This window comes from Nonomuraea longicatena (genome assembly GCF_039525605.1).
Taxonomy (GTDB): Bacteria; Actinomycetota; Actinomycetes; order Streptosporangiales; family Streptosporangiaceae; genus Nonomuraea; species Nonomuraea longicatena.
Window position 1 is genome coordinate 104,742 of sequence record NZ_BAAAHQ010000031.1, and the last position, 13,417, is coordinate 118,158.

Sequence of the window (13,417 nt, forward strand, 5' to 3'; positions counted from 1 at the left end):
CCGTGACCACGCTGAAGCCGTTGTTCTGGTCGGGCCACGACGTGTCCGAATGGGACGCCGAACGTCACCGGCTGGCCGAAGCACTGGCCGCGACACCGGCCCCGGGGCCGGCCTCGGAGTGGGCGGCCGGGGGCTTCGCGTGGGTCGCCGACCGGTGGAACGCGCGCCACCGAGGTCGCGGGGCGGTGCGCGGGGCCGTCGTCGCGGGCGACGCGGCCACCGCGCTGGCGGCGCTGACCGCCGCCCGGCCCGTCCACGCGCGGCGGCGGCCCGTCGCGCTGCTGTTCCCCGGCCAGGGCGCCCAGCACACCCGGATGGCCGCCGGTCTGCAAGGCTTCGAGCCCGTCTTCACCGCCGCGATGGACGAGTTGTTCACCCTGCTCGGCCCCGACGGGGAGCGGACGCGGGCCGACTGGCTGGCGGCCGAGCCGAAGGTGCCCGTCCACGAGGTGTCGCGGGCGCAGCCGCTGCTGCTCGGCGTCGGCCACGCGCTGGCGCGCACCCTGATCGGCTGGGGAGTGCGGCCGGGGGCGCTGCTCGGGCACAGCGTCGGCGAGACGGCCGCCGCAGTGGTGGCGCGCGTGCTGTCCATCGAGGACGCCGTGGCCGTGATCCGGCACCGCGTCGCCGCCGCCGCGCTCCAGCCGCCCGGGGGGATGCTGGCCGTCGTCGCCGCCCCCGACATGCTCGCTCCGTACCTGCGCGGGCCCGTCGTCGTGGGCGCGGTCAACTCACCCAGGCAGACGGTTCTCGCCGGACCCGCCGCCGAACTCGCCGACACCGCCGCCGAACTGCGGGAGGCGGGGTTCACGGCGGTGACCGTACCCTCGCCGCTGGGTTTCCACAGCCCCGCCGTCGCGGGCCTGGCCGACAGCGGGCTCGACGTGTTCGGCCGTGTCGCGCTCAAGCCGCCCGAGATGCCGCTCTACTCCGCCTACACCTGCGCGCCGCTCACCGCCGAGCAGGCCGGGGACCCGTGGTTCTGGGCCAGGCAGGTGGCGGACCCGGTGCTGTTCTGGCCCGCGCTCGACCGGCTGCTGACCGACGGCGACTTCCTGCTCGTCGAGGCGGGGCCGTCCCAGGGGCTCGTCACCGCCTGCCGCAGGCACCGGTCGGTGATCGAGGGGCGCAGCGACGTGGCGGCCCTCCTGCCGGCCCGCCCCGGGCCCGCCGAGGCCGACCGGGCCGCCCTGCTCACGGCGGCGGCACGGATCTGGACCGAGGGCCACGACCTCACCCCGCGATGAAGTGGGCGGAGGCGTGCCACGACCTCACCTCGCGATGAGGCGGGCGGCGGCGCGGCTCCGGGCCGAGGGGCACGCGCTCACCCCGCGATGAGGCGGGCGGAGGCGTCGCCTTCCACCACCCGGGGTACCTCCCGCAGCCCCGCGACCGCGAGCGCGCACGCGTACCCCTCCCTCGGGGACAGGTCCGTGAGCGCCACCCGCAGGCGCGGTCGGCCTCGGAAGCCGAGCAGGCGCGCGGGCCGGTCGGGGGCCGAGACCCGCACGTGCGGCATGGGGACGCGCAGCCCGTCGCCCGTGGCCTTCAGCACGGCCTCCTTGCGCGTCCAGTAAGTGACGAACCCGGACACCGGATCGGGCATCCGCTCCAGCTCGGCCCGCTCGGCCCGCGTCAGCGCCGCCGCCACCAGCGCGGCGCCGCGCACGGCGACCCGCTCCACGTCCACGCCGACGGGCCCGAGGCCGGTGACCGCCACCGCCACCCAGCGGCCGGAGTGCGACACCGAGAGGTGCAACTCGTCGCCGGACAGGCGCGGCCTGCCGTGCGGCCGGGCGCAGTCCGGGCAGTCGCGCCGCAGCGGCACCTCGGACGCGGGCACGCCCAGCCGCCCGCCGAGCAGGATCCTGGTCGTCGCGCAGCCCAGCAGGAAACGGTCGCGGTCCGCCGGAAGGCGGTAGCGCGCGAGGCGGCGCCGCTCCACGGCGTCCAGCAGTTCCTCGTGCCAGGGCCGCACGTCCCCCAGTTCCGCCCACCACACCTCGCAGCCCATCGCCCCGCCTCCGGTCCCACGATCGCCGGACCCCACCGTGGCAGGCCGGGAGCGAGGATCGGTCGAGGGCCGGTGGCTACTCAGGCGCCAGGACGTTCTGCCGGATCGTCACCGCGGTGATCAGCGCGGCCACCGCCATCATCGCCGCGCTGACCAGCATCGCCTGCCGGAAGCCCGCGTCGAACACCGCCGGGATCTTGAACGCGTCGCCGACCAGCCCCACCAGAGGCGGGACCGCCGCCACGGCCAGCAGGCCGCCCGTGCGCGCCACCGCGTTGTTGACGCCGCTGGCCGTACCCGCGTAGCGCTCGTCCGCCGTCGCGAGGACCGTCGCGGTGAGCGGCGCCACCGCCGCCGACAGCCCGAGCCCGAACACGGTCGCGGCCGGGATCACGTGCAGCCAGTACGACGAGCCCGGCCCGATCGTGGACATGTACACGAACCCCGCGCCCGCCACCAGGATGCCGATGGTCATCGGCCAGCGCGGCCCGATCCGCTTGGCCAGCTCGCCCGCCGGCGCCGACAGCACCATCATGAGCAGCGTCACCGGCAGCATCGCCGAGCCCGCCGCGATCGGGCCGAATCCCGACACCACCTGCAACTGCACCACGAGCAGGAAGAACACCAGGCTCATCGCCGCGTACATGACCAGCGTGACCACGTTCACGGCGGTGAACACGCGGTCGCGGAAGATGCCGACGGGCACCAGCGCGTCCGGCGACCTGCGGATCTGGACCACGACGAAGGCCACGCCCAGCGCCACGCCCGCGACCAGCGGGATCGGCGCGCCCGTCTCGATCAGCCCGTAGGTGATCCCGGCCAGCGACAGCGCCGCGAGCACCGAGCCCAGGACGTCGAAGCGCCCGGCCGCCCGCTCGTCCCTCGACTCCGGCACGTGCCGAAGCGTGACGAGCACCACGACCAGCGCGAACGGCAGGTTGATGAGGAAGGCCCACCGCCAGCCCGCCGACTGCACCAGCCAGCCGCCGAGCAGCGGGCCGATCGCGCTGGCCACGCCGCCCAGGCCGGACCAGGCGCCCACGGCCCGAGGCCGGTCGGCGCGCGCGAACGACGCCTGGATGATCGCCAGCGACCCGGGTGTCAGCAGCGCGCCGCCGACGCCCTGCAGCGCGCGGGCGGCGATCAGCGTCTCGATGTTCTGGGCCGCGCCGCACAGCGCGGAGGCGACGGCGAACCAGACGGTGCCGATGAGGAAGATCTTGCGTCTGCCGTACCTGTCGCCGAGCGAGCCGCCCAGCAGGATCAGGCCGGCCAGCGTGAGGGTGTAGGCGTTGACGGTCCACTGCAGGCCGTCCATCTCGGCGCCGAGTTCGTCGCCGAGGAACGGCAGCGCCACGTTGACGATCGTGCTGTCGAGCATGGCCAGGCCGGAACCGAGTACGGTCGCTGCCAGAATCCAGCGTCCACGTCCGGATTTGAGGGTGATCTGGCCGGTTTCCATGGCGTCAATATTGTCACCTGGGTCTGGTAGACCTGGTCACCCCCCGAACATCAGGAGTCCCCCGTGCCCCACCAGCACCTCGACGTCTTCCACGGCCTGCCGGTCTGCGAACTGGCGGAGGACGACGACGATCCCCCGGCTCCGCTGCTCGCCGACTCCGGGCGGCCGTGCGACCTCCCGGCCGACCAGGTCGCCTGGCGGGTGGGCGGCGCGCCGTACGAGGAGGAGGGCGACGCCTTCGGAGAGGCGCTGGAGCGGCTCCTGAGGCATGTCGATCCCGCGCTCGTCAAGGCGCTGGTGGTCGGCTGGTGGGGGCCGGGCTGGGAGGGTACCCGCTCCGACGTCGTCGTCTCCGCGCTCGTCGCGGCGGCCGATCGGCTCACTGCCCTTGAGGCGGTCTTCGTCGGCGACATCGTCAGCGAGGAGTCCGAGATCTCCTGGATCGAGCACGGCGACCTCACCCCGCTGCTCACGGCCTACCCCGGGTTGCGGCGGCTGGAGGTGCGCGGCGGCAGCGGGCTGCGCCTCGACCCGGTCGAGCACCACGCGCTGACGGCGCTCCGGTTCGAGTCGGGCGGGTTGCCGTCGGGGGTCGTGCGCGGCGTCGGCGCGAGCACCCTGCCCGCCCTGCGGCACCTGGAGATGTGGCTCGGCGTCAGCCACTACAGCGGCGACTCGGGGCCGGGCGACTGGGCGGGTGTCCTGTCCGGCGCCGGGCTGCCCGCGCTGCGGCATCTCGGCCTGCAGAACAGCGAACGCCAGGACGAGGTGGCCGCCGCCGTGGCGACGGCGCCGGTGGTGGCGCGACTGGAGTCGCTCAGCCTGTCGATGGGCACCCTGTCCGACGCGGGCGCCGAGGCGCTGCTGTCCGGGCAGCCGCTCACCCACCTGCGCGAACTCGACCTCGGCCCCCACTATGTCAGCGAGGCGATGGTCGAGCGGCTGCGCGCCGCCCTCCCCGGCGTACGGGTGCTCGGCGAGCCGGAACCCGAGAACAGGTACCACCCCGGCTACCGATACGTCCAGATCTCCGAATGACCTCAGAGGAACCCATGCGCGAGACCTACCTTCAGACGTTTCACGGCCTGCCCGTCCACGCGGTCGTCGACGGAGTCGTCGTCCGCGTGCACGGCGACCCGGACGAGCCGGGCGAGCCCGTACCCATGCCGGAGCCGGGCACGGCCGCCTGGCGGGTCGCGGCCGGGCCGATCACGTGGGACGAGACCACCGGAGACGCGACGGTGGACGGTCCAGAGTTCGCCGAGGCCCTCGACCTGCTCCTGCGGCGCGTCGACCCGGCGGGGATCACGGCGATCGTCGCCGGCTGGTGGGGCCCGGAGTTCGAGGACTACGACTCGGGTCAGGCGATCGACCCGCTCGTCGCGGCGGCCGACCGGCTCACGTCGCTGGAGGCGGTGTTCCTCGGCGACCACGTGACCGAGGAGACGACGATCGCCTACATCGACCACGCCGACCCCGCCCCGCTCCTGCGCGCCTACCCCGGACTGCGGCGCCTGGAGGCCCGAGGTTGCGTGATCATGAAAGAGCCGGTCGAGCACCCCGGGCTGGAGGTGCTGCGGATCGAGTCCGGCGGGCTGCCGGGCGAAACCGTCCGCACGATCGGCGACGGCGTCTTCCCCGCGCTGCGCCACCTCGAACTCTGGCTGGGCGTCATCCACTACGGCGGCGACTCGGGCCCGGACGACTGGGCGGGCATTCTGTCCGGCGCCGGGCTGCCCGCGCTGCGGCATCTCGGCCTCCAGGACAGCGAGGATCAGGACGACGTGGCCGCCGCCGTGGCGACGGCGCCGGTGGTGGCGCGGCTGGAGTCGCTGAGACTGTCGATGGGCACGTTGTCCGACGTGGGCGCCGAGGCGTTGCTGTCCGGGCAGCCGCTCACCCACCTGCGCGAACTCGACCTCGACCACCATTACCTGTCCGAGCCGATGGTCGAGCGACTGCGTGCCGCCCTGCCGGGCGTGCGGGTGAGCGCGCGGGCCGGGGGCGCTCCGGACGACGACGACCGCTACGTGGCGGTCGCCGAGTGACGCCGTTGGTCGTCGTCGGCGTCCCCGGCGATCGGCGCACCCGCCTGTTCGCCGAGGCCGCCGCCCGCTGCGGGCTCGGCCCGCCCGAGGTGGTCGCGTGGCGGCAGGTGCTCACCTCCGGCCCGCCCCCGCTGCCCGACGGCGCGCTGGTACGACTGGAGTCGCCCGGCGAGGACGCCGAGGTCGACGCCCTCCTGCGCGGCCCCGGCGCGCCCACCCGCGTCGGCGGCGGCGCCCGATGGCACGAGCACTTCGTGCGGGCCCTCCACCGGGTACGCGAGGCCGTCGCCGCCACCCCGGGCGCCCGGCTGGCCGGGGACGTCGGCGAGATCGCGGTGATGTTCGACAAACGTCGTTGCCACGCCCTGCTGGAGGCGGCGGGGGTGCCGGTGCCTCCAGCGCTGCCGGGATTCACCGACAGCCCACCGGGCGGCGCCTACGAGCGGCTGCGGGCGCGCATGGCCGAGGCCGGGTGGCCGAGGGTGTTCGTCAAGCCCGCCCATGGATCCTCCGCCTCCGGCGTCGTCGCCCTCAACGCCGACGGCGAACGGGTGCGAGCCGTCACCTCCGCCGCGTTCGAGGACGACGGCCTCCACAACTCCCTCCGCGTCCGCACCTACGGCCGCGAGCCCGACGTGGCCCGGCTCGTCGCCGCCCTCGCCCCCGACGGCCTGCACGTCGAACGCTGGTTCCCCAAGGCGTCGCTCGGCGGCCGGGTGATCGACCTCCGCGTGGTCGTGATCGGCGGCACCCCCACCCACGCGGTCGTCCGCGCCGCCCTCGGCCCCATCACCAACCTCCACCTCGGCGCCGCCCGAGGCGATCTCGACGGCCTGCGCGACCGGCTCGGCGCCCGCCGCTGGGCCGCCGCCCTCGACGTGTGCGCGCAGGCCGCCGCCTGCTTCCCCGCCAGCCCCATGACGGCCGTCGATCTCATGGTCGGCACTGACCTGAACCGGTTCGCGGTCGCCGAGGTCAACGCCTTCGGCGACCTGCTCCCCGGGCTCACCGGCCTGCCCGGCACCGCCGAGGGCCTCGACACCTACACCGCGCAGCTCCACCACCTCAAGGCGGTCCTGTGAGAGACATGCGACGGGTGATCGGCAGCCACGACCTGCTGCTCGTCACACTCGACACCCTCCGTTACGACGTGGCCGCCGACCAGCTCGCGGCGGGACGGCTGCCCACCCTGGCCCGCGTCCTGCCCGGGGGGCGCTGGGAACGCAGGCACACCCCGGGCAGCTTCACCTACTCCGCCCACGCGGCCATGCTCGCCGGGTTCCTGCCCACCCCGGCCGAGCCCGGACCGCATCCCCGGCTGTTCGCCGCCGACTTCCCCGGCAGCGAGACCACCGCCGAAGGCACCTGGCGCTTCGCGGCCGCCGACCTGCCCACCGGGCTGGCCCAGGCCGGCTACCACACGGTCTGCGTCGGAGGAGTCGGCTTCTTCAACAAGCTGACGCCGCTCGGCTCCGCGCTGCCGTCGCTGTTCGCCGAGTCCCACTGGGAGCCCGGGTTCGGCGTCACCTCGCCCACCTCGTTCGAACAGCAGATCGCGTGCGCGCGGCGGGCCGTACACGATCGGGAGGAGCCGGTGTTCCTGCTGGTCAACGTTTCGGCGCTGCACCAGCCCAACCACTTCTACCTGCCCGGCGCCACCGGCGACGGCCTCGACAGCCACGCGGCCGCGCTCGCCTACGTCGACGCCCACCTCGGCGAGCTGTTCGCGCTCATGAGCGCCCGGCGCCCGTGCCTGGCCGTCGTCTGCTCCGACCACGGCACCGCCTACGGCGAGGACGGCCACACCGGCCACCGCATCGGGCACGAGGTCGTCTGGAGCGTTCCCTACGCCGAGTTCGTCATCGAGAAGGGGGCATGGCAATGACGCCCTACCAGGGATACGTCTACTCCTATCCGCACAAGACCGCCTACCGGCCACTGGAGCCCCGGCCGCCGCTGCGGCAGGTGTGGGAGGGCGAGGACGTCTCCGCGCTGTTCGCCTACCTCCACATCCCCTTCTGCGAGATGCGCTGCGGCTTCTGCAACCTGTTCACCAGGACCGGGGCGCCGGAAACACTGGTGTCCGCCTACCTCGACGCGCTGGCCAGGCAACTGGCCGCCGTCCGCGAGGCCGTCCCCGAGGCCCGCTACGCGGCCGCCGCGATCGGCGGCGGGACCCCGACGTACCTGTCGGCGGGCGAGCTCGACCGGTTGTTCGACCTCGCCGCGCTGCCCGCCGGGATCCCCGTCGGGATCGAGACCTCTCCGGCCACGGCCACGCCGGACCGGCTCGCGGTGCTCGTGGGGCGCGGGGTCAGCCGGATCTCCATCGGGGTGCAGAGCTTCATCGACGCCGAGGCCCGCTCGGCCGTGCGGCCGCAGCGCCGTACCGAGGTGGAGGCGGCCCTGGCCGCCATCCGCGCGGCCGGGGTCGCCACCCTCAACCTCGACCTGATCTACGGCATCGACGGGCAGGACCGGACCTCCTGGCGCTACTCGCTCGACGCGGCGCTCGCCTGGCGGCCGGAGGAGATCTACCTCTACCCGCTGTACGTCCGGCCGCTCACCGGCCTCGGACTGCGCCCGCGGGAGTGGGACGACCAGCGCCTGGCCCTCTACCGGCAGGGCCGCGACCACCTGCTGGAGGCGGGCTACGAACAGGTGTCGATGCGGATGTTCCGGCTGCCGGGCTCCGCCGACACCGCCGCCTACCGGTGCCAGACCGACGGCACGGTCGGCCTCGGCTGCGGCGCCCGCTCCTACACCTCCGGCCTGCACTACTCCTTCGAGTACGCCGTCGGCGTGCGCCACGTGCGCGCCATCGTGGACGAGTACGTGCGCGAAAGCGACTTCACGCGGGCCAACGTCGGCTTCCACCTGGACGACGGCGAACGGCGGCGGCGCCACCTGCTGCAGTCGCTGCTGCAGGCCGAGGGCCTGTCGCGGGCGCTCTACCTGAAGCGCTTCGGCACCGACGTGCTCGACGACTTCCCGCTCACGCCGTACGCCGATCGCGGCTGGGCCGAGGCCGACGCCACCACCGTGCGGCTCACGCCCGACGGGCTCGCCCACTCCGACGCCATCGGGCCCGCGCTGTTCTCCGGCCGCGTCCAGGAGCTGATGGACCACTATGACCACCGTTGACCATCTCACGATCCTCTACCGGGGGCCGCTGTCGAGCTGCGACTACGACTGCCCCTACTGCCCGTTCGCCAAGCGGCGCGACGGGCCCGCGCTGCTGCGGTCCGACAGGGAGGCGCTCGAACGCTTCACACGGTGGGTGGGCGGGCGCGACTTCCCGGTCTCGGTGCTGTTCACGCCGTGGGGAGAGGGGCTGGTCAGATCGTGGTACCGGGCGGCGATCGTGTCGCTGAGCCACCTGCCCCACGTGCGGCGGGTGGCGATCCAGACCAACCTCGGCGGGCGTACGGCGTGGCTGGCCTCGGCCGACCTGGGGAAGGCGGCGCTGTGGGCGACCTACCACCCGGGGGAGGTGAGCCACGCGCGCTTCCTCGCCAAGTGCCGGGAACTGTCGGCATCGGGGGTGAGGTACAGCGTCGGGGTCGTCGGCCTGCCCGCTCACCTCGACGCCGCCCGCCGCCTGCGCGCCGACCTGCCCGCGTCGGTCTACCTGTGGGTCAACGCCGCCGAAGGACACGTGTACACCGATGCGGAGGCCGCGCGCTGGGCCGCGCTGGATCCGCTGTTCTCCTACAGCCGCCGCCCCCATCACAGCTTCGGGCTGCCGTGCCGTACGGGGGAGAGCGTCGTCTCGGTGGACGGCGACGGGGAGGTACGGCGCTGCCACTTCGTCAGGGAGCGTCTCGGCAACCTCTACGACGGCACCGCTTTGGCCGCCCTCGGGCCCCGGCCGTGCCCGCTGGCGGTCTGTGACTGTCATATCGGCTACGTCCACCTGGAGGCGTTGCCGCTGTACGACACCTTCGCGGGCGGCGTCCTCGAACGCATCCCCGCCCACTGGCCCGCCTGACCCCTGGTCCGGGCTTGCCGCACTTCAGGAGAGAACCAGACGAATCCATGTGACGAGGTCCCGCATGCTGAGAAGCGAACGGACGGTAAGCCAAGGGAGAGCCGGATGACCGAGGTACGGGTGTCCGACGTGGCCGGACTGCGTCAGGCGATCACCGAGCGGGCCACCGCGATCGAGGTGGTCGGGATCATCTCCGGCAGCCCGTCGATCACGCTTCCGCCGGGCACGACGCTGCGCGGCGGCGTGCTGCGTTTCGGCGGACGCGGCGTGCGGGTGACGACCGGCAACACGCTGCGCGACCGTCGAACGGGTGGTCAACAACGGCCCGGTCTCGACCGGCCGATGGGCACGCTGACCGTCCACGGCGACCTGGCCACGGCCGGAGGCACGGGGACGAGCCTGGTGAAGGGGGTGCAGACCGAGCTGTCGGCGATCGCGCTGAGCGTCAAACCCGGCGGCAGCATCGAGTCGCTGCGTGTCGACGGCGACATCCGCACCCGAGGTGACGGTTTCCCCGCGGTCGAACTCGACGGACCGGTGGGCGAGGTCACGCTGGGCGGCACCGTGATCGGCCCCGTCGTCGGCTCGGCCCTCGACTCCGGCACACCGGACGGGGACCCCCGTTTCAGCCGCTGACACCTCCCCGGCACAGTCGCGCACTCGACTCCGGCTTCGGACACCAGGTGGACAGCTCGGAGATCTTGTCGGCGCCCCTGCGGTGGCCCCGGCTGACGCTGGACCCTGCCCGTGCGTCGGCCTGCCGGGTGGGAATCCCAGAGTCTCCGCAGGTCAGAAGGGCTTCAGAGGTCCAGCGCCCAGGGTGCGGGCCGGTCAAACTTGCGTCAGGAACGAGCAGGGCTCCGATGCCGGTGAGAGCGCGTGGGCAGGTGTCTGTCGGGTCGGGGCACGCGTGTTCGCGCGAGCTGTGTCGCACCACGGGAGAAAACAATCATGAGCGTCGCCATCATCGGAACGGGAAACATCGGCTCGCGGCTGGCCGCCGACCTCGCGGCCGGGGGAGTGGACGTGCTGGTCGCAGGGACGAACCTGGACAACGCACGCAAGCTCGCGGACACCCTGGACGGTCACGGCACGGCCGTATCGGTCGCCGACGCCATCTCCCAGGCGGACGTGGTCGTCATGGCCGTGTGGTTCGAGACCATCAAACAGCTGATCACCGAGTACGGCGGGCGCCTGGACGGCAAGATCGTGGTAGATCCGTCCAACCCGATCGCTCCCGACGGCGAGGGCGGGTTCGCCAAGACGATCGGGGAGCACGAGTCGGCCGGGGGGATCATCAGCACGCTGCTGCCCGACGGGGCCGGCCTGGTCAAGGCGTTCGGGACACTGTCGGCCGAGACCCTCGCCTCGGCCTCGCGGCGCAGCCCGGAGCGGGCCGTCGGCTTCTACGCCGCCGACGACCAGCAGGCGGGCAAGAAGGTCGCGGAACTGATCCGGGCGGCCGGGTTCGAGCCGGTCAGGGTCGGCGGCATCGACCAGTCGATCCGGATCGAGGTCTTCGGAGACCTGCACGAGATCGGCGGCCTCGGCCACGCCGTCAGCAAGGAGGAGGCCCTCTCCGCCCTCTGACCATGTACCCGTGCGTACCACTCGTCTGTTTCGGGCTGCGCCGTCAGCAAGAAGGCCCTCTCCGCCTTGTTACCGCCGGGCCGACACGGGGACGTGCGGGTGGCGGTCAGGTCTCCTGCTGTGGGGCGTAGGCGTCGGCGGCCAGGTCGAAGGTCCAGGCCACCCCCTCCCGGGCGGTCCGCACCCACGGCGGGACCCGCAGGAAGTACGTGCGGCGGCTGCCGTCGGGTTCGGGCGTCGAGTTGACCACCTCCACGGTCACCAGCGGCTCGTCGTCCGGCATGACCACGCGCCACAGGATGCCGGTCTCATCGCGCCCCACCGGCTCCGCGCGGGAGTCGGCCAGGTAGCGTTCGACGCCGTAGTGTTCGAGCATCACCCGGCGCAGCTCCGCGTTGGTCTCTGCGGTGATGCGGGCCGCGTCGAGGTGGGCGAGCGTCTCGGGCAGGTGCTCCGGCATCGGTGTTCCGTGCCAGGCGTGCAGCGCGAACCCGTCGGGGAAGGCCAGCGCGGGGCCGTCGCCGTTGTGCGGCCGCCCGAGGTCGTCGAGGCGCAGGAGCGACGGACGCTCACACATGAGCACCACCCGCTCGTACGGCCACCACCAGCCGCCCGCCCGCGCCACCCGCTGGAGCGCCTCGATCGCGTCGGAGGTGTGGCCGAGGCCGTCGAAGGCCGCCAGCCACGCGGCGTCGTGCTGGCCGAGGACGGCGTCGAGCGTCGTCATCCGCAGGAGGGCGCCGAGCCCGGTGTCCTGGGCGGCCCCGGTCTGCGGGGTGAGGGCGTCGCGGATGTGCCTGACCAGTGCGTCGGTCCGCGCCCACAGCGGCTCACCCGTGAGCCGCCACGCGGCGGCCAGCGCCCGAGGACTCAGCGCGCCCGAGGTCTCGGCCCTGGCGGTCTCCCACGGGCGGGTGCGCACCCGGTCGCGGACGCTCGGCCCGGGCTCGGGCAGGTCGGGACCGAGGGCGGCCAGGACCGGGTCGAGCAGCCCGCCCAACGGGGAGTTCCGCAGGCGGGCCAAGGGGGCGGCGCCGGTCAGGACGGCGGCGGCGAGCGCGGCCTGCGCGGGAGAGGCGAGCCAGACGATGCGCGCGGGCTCGGCCAGCTCGGCGGCGCGGTAGGCGGCCAGCACCCCGGCCCGTGCCTCCGCGCGGTCGGCGGGGCCGGTGCGGAAGGCGTGCTCGTGCCAGGCGGCGGCGCAGGTCAGCAGCCGCGCCTCGACGTCGATGGGGAGCGCGTCGCTCATGAGGGGACTCCTGGGGTCGTGGGGGTCGGTCGGCGGGTCAGACCCTGGCGGGAAGCGCTCACCTGCGTCATCATCGTCAGTCGGCGACGTAGCGGTAGGCGCCGGGGATGTACTCGCGCTGGCGGACGACGCGGAACCAGCCGGCGGGCAGGGTGATCGGGTCGTGCTCCTCGTGCACCAGCCGCCCGCCGGGCGGCAGGTGCAGCCAGGTGCCGGACGGGTCGGTCAGCAGGCGGCCGGGGCCGGGGACGGCGTGCGCGTGGCCGGTCGCCTCGCCGAGGGCGAGGACGAGCCTGCCCCTGGCGTCGCGGGGGTCGGACTCGCGTGTGAGCAGATGCGCCGGGACCGACTGCTCGGGCTGCGGCACGATCAGGATGTCGCCCTGACGGAACATGTGGCCTCCTCGATGATCCACCGGGAACGGTAGCGAGGACGACCGACAGTTTCCGCAGCGGCGGCCGGTGAGAGGTCAGGAGGCCCAGTCGAGGGCGCGTAGCACGAAGCCGGACACCAGCCGCTCGGCCTCCTCCAGCGTCAGCGTCCCGCTGAGCAGTGGCACCCGCTCGGCCCCGATCACCGCCAGGATCATCCGCGCCGTGGCCTCGGAGTCGCCGGTGAAGGTGCCGCTGTCGAGGATCTCCACCAGCACCCGCTGCATCGGCGCGACGTGCTCGGCGAGCTGCTGGTAGGCGTCGGGCCCGAGCGCCGCGCTGAGATCGGCCGCGCCCGGGTGGGGGTGGGCGAGCAGCCCGGACAACTGCAGCCGGATGTAGGCCCGCAGCCGGTCGGCGGGCGAGGCCGCCTCGGGCAGCTCCCGCTCGTAACTCTCGATGAAGTACTGGGTGACCCGCTCGGTGAAGGCGAGCAGCAGCGCCGCCTTGTCCGGGTAGTAGTTGTACAGGACGGTCCGGGTGATGCCCGCCTCACCCGCCACGTCCGTCATGGAGATCGCGTCGATCCCCTGCACCCTGGCCAGGCGCGACACGGCCTGCAGGATGCGCTCCCGGGTCTGCGCGCGGTGCTCGCCGATGGTGGCGGCGGAGATGCGGGGCATAGCCTCATG

Annotated in this window: 14 protein-coding genes; 9 read left to right on the forward strand and 5 right to left on the reverse strand. The window is 73.7% G+C overall.

Annotated elements, in window-relative coordinates:
- Positions 1-2 precede the first annotated feature (2 nt).
- A complete protein-coding gene (locus ABD120_RS26805; RefSeq protein ID WP_343952847.1) occupies positions 3-1,247 on the forward strand; it encodes an acyltransferase domain-containing protein in 1,245 nt (414 codons plus the stop codon).
- A gap of 77 nt (positions 1,248-1,324) precedes the next feature.
- Here the strand turns inward: ABD120_RS26805 and ABD120_RS26810 are convergent, their stop codons facing one another.
- On the reverse strand, positions 1,325-2,014 hold the full coding sequence (locus ABD120_RS26810) for a 4'-phosphopantetheinyl transferase family protein (RefSeq protein ID WP_343952848.1): 690 nt from the start codon (positions 2,012-2,014) through the stop codon (positions 1,325-1,327).
- Between the two features lie 76 nt (positions 2,015-2,090).
- Positions 2,091-3,476: an MFS transporter gene (locus ABD120_RS26815; protein ID WP_343952850.1), complete on the reverse strand. Its 1,386-nt coding sequence runs from the start codon at positions 3,474-3,476 to the stop codon at positions 2,091-2,093.
- A gap of 63 nt (positions 3,477-3,539) precedes the next feature.
- On the opposite strand from ABD120_RS26815, the gene ABD120_RS26820 reads away from it, so the two are divergent.
- The 8 genes from ABD120_RS26820 to ABD120_RS26855 all read left to right on the forward strand — a co-directional run bounded on the left by ABD120_RS26820 (position 3,540) and on the right by ABD120_RS26855 (position 11,105).
- The gene (locus ABD120_RS26820) at positions 3,540-4,514 is read left to right on the forward strand and encodes an STM4015 family protein (RefSeq protein ID WP_343952851.1); all 975 of its coding nucleotides are present in this window, start codon (positions 3,540-3,542) and stop codon (positions 4,512-4,514) included.
- 14 nt (positions 4,515-4,528) lie between these two features.
- Positions 4,529-5,524 carry an STM4015 family protein gene (locus tag ABD120_RS26825; RefSeq protein ID WP_343952852.1) on the forward strand — a complete coding sequence of 332 codons (996 nt, stop codon included), beginning with the start codon at positions 4,529-4,531 and terminating at the stop codon, positions 5,522-5,524.
- The gene (locus ABD120_RS26830; protein WP_343952853.1) at positions 5,521-6,606 is read left to right on the forward strand and encodes an STM4014 family protein; all 1,086 of its coding nucleotides are present in this window, start codon (positions 5,521-5,523) and stop codon (positions 6,604-6,606) included. Before ABD120_RS26825 ends, ABD120_RS26830 begins: the two co-directional genes overlap by 4 nt.
- Positions 6,607-6,611: 5 nt before the next feature.
- On the forward strand, positions 6,612-7,409 hold the full coding sequence (locus ABD120_RS26835; RefSeq protein WP_343952895.1) for an STM4013/SEN3800 family hydrolase: 798 nt from the start codon (positions 6,612-6,614) through the stop codon (positions 7,407-7,409).
- Positions 7,400-8,668, forward strand: a complete 1,269-nt coding sequence (locus ABD120_RS26840) for an STM4012 family radical SAM protein (protein WP_343952854.1) — start codon at positions 7,400-7,402, stop codon at positions 8,666-8,668. The genes ABD120_RS26835 and ABD120_RS26840 overlap by 10 nt, the downstream gene beginning before the upstream one ends.
- Positions 8,655-9,515, forward strand: a complete 861-nt coding sequence (locus ABD120_RS26845; RefSeq protein WP_343952855.1) for an STM4011 family radical SAM protein — start codon at positions 8,655-8,657, stop codon at positions 9,513-9,515. The genes ABD120_RS26840 and ABD120_RS26845 overlap by 14 nt, the downstream gene beginning before the upstream one ends.
- 105 nt (positions 9,516-9,620) lie before the next feature.
- Positions 9,621-10,151 (forward strand): hypothetical protein, encoded by a 531-nt coding sequence (locus ABD120_RS26850; RefSeq protein WP_343952856.1) that lies wholly within the window; start codon positions 9,621-9,623, stop codon positions 10,149-10,151.
- A 315-nt stretch (positions 10,152-10,466) separates the two neighbouring features.
- A complete protein-coding gene (locus ABD120_RS26855) occupies positions 10,467-11,105 on the forward strand; it encodes an NADPH-dependent F420 reductase (RefSeq protein ID WP_343952857.1) in 639 nt (212 codons plus the stop codon).
- Between the two features lie 106 nt (positions 11,106-11,211).
- Here ABD120_RS26855 and ABD120_RS26860 read toward each other — a convergent pair whose 3' ends face one another.
- The 3 genes from ABD120_RS26860 to ABD120_RS26870 form a co-directional block, all read right to left on the reverse strand.
- Entirely contained in the window at positions 11,212-12,354 is a 1,143-nt protein-coding gene (locus ABD120_RS26860) for a DUF6745 domain-containing protein (RefSeq protein WP_343952858.1), read from the reverse strand.
- Between the two features lie 76 nt (positions 12,355-12,430).
- Positions 12,431-12,748 (reverse strand): hypothetical protein, encoded by a 318-nt coding sequence (locus tag ABD120_RS26865; RefSeq protein ID WP_343952859.1) that lies wholly within the window; start codon positions 12,746-12,748, stop codon positions 12,431-12,433.
- A 75-nt stretch (positions 12,749-12,823) separates the two neighbouring features.
- Positions 12,824-13,408 (reverse strand): TetR/AcrR family transcriptional regulator, encoded by a 585-nt coding sequence (locus ABD120_RS26870; protein ID WP_343952861.1) that lies wholly within the window; start codon positions 13,406-13,408, stop codon positions 12,824-12,826.
- Between the last annotated feature and the right edge of the window lie 9 nt (positions 13,409-13,417).

Excerpts from the sequence above, each read along its gene's own strand:
- ABD120_RS26850 (WP_343952856.1), top strand. The coding sequence starts at position 9,621 with ATGACCGAGGTACGGGTGTCCGACGTGGCCGGACTGCGTCAGGCGATC.
- ABD120_RS26860 (WP_343952858.1), bottom strand. The coding sequence starts at position 12,354 with ATGAGCGACGCGCTCCCCATCGACGTCGAGGCGCGGCTGCTGACCTGC.
- ABD120_RS26825 (WP_343952852.1), top strand. The coding sequence starts at position 4,529 with ATGCGCGAGACCTACCTTCAGACGTTTCACGGCCTGCCCGTCCACGCG.
- ABD120_RS26865 (WP_343952859.1), bottom strand. The coding sequence starts at position 12,748 with ATGTTCCGTCAGGGCGACATCCTGATCGTGCCGCAGCCCGAGCAGTCG.
- ABD120_RS26870 (WP_343952861.1), bottom strand. The coding sequence starts at position 13,408 with ATGCCCCGCATCTCCGCCGCCACCATCGGCGAGCACCGCGCGCAGACC.
- ABD120_RS26835 (WP_343952895.1), top strand. The coding sequence starts at position 6,612 with ATGCGACGGGTGATCGGCAGCCACGACCTGCTGCTCGTCACACTCGAC.
- ABD120_RS26810 (WP_343952848.1), bottom strand. The coding sequence starts at position 2,014 with ATGGGCTGCGAGGTGTGGTGGGCGGAACTGGGGGACGTGCGGCCCTGG.
- ABD120_RS26840 (WP_343952854.1), top strand. The coding sequence starts at position 7,400 with ATGGCAATGACGCCCTACCAGGGATACGTCTACTCCTATCCGCACAAG.
- ABD120_RS26845 (WP_343952855.1), top strand. The coding sequence starts at position 8,655 with ATGACCACCGTTGACCATCTCACGATCCTCTACCGGGGGCCGCTGTCG.
- ABD120_RS26855 (WP_343952857.1), top strand. The coding sequence starts at position 10,467 with ATGAGCGTCGCCATCATCGGAACGGGAAACATCGGCTCGCGGCTGGCC.
- ABD120_RS26815 (WP_343952850.1), bottom strand. The coding sequence starts at position 3,476 with ATGGAAACCGGCCAGATCACCCTCAAATCCGGACGTGGACGCTGGATT.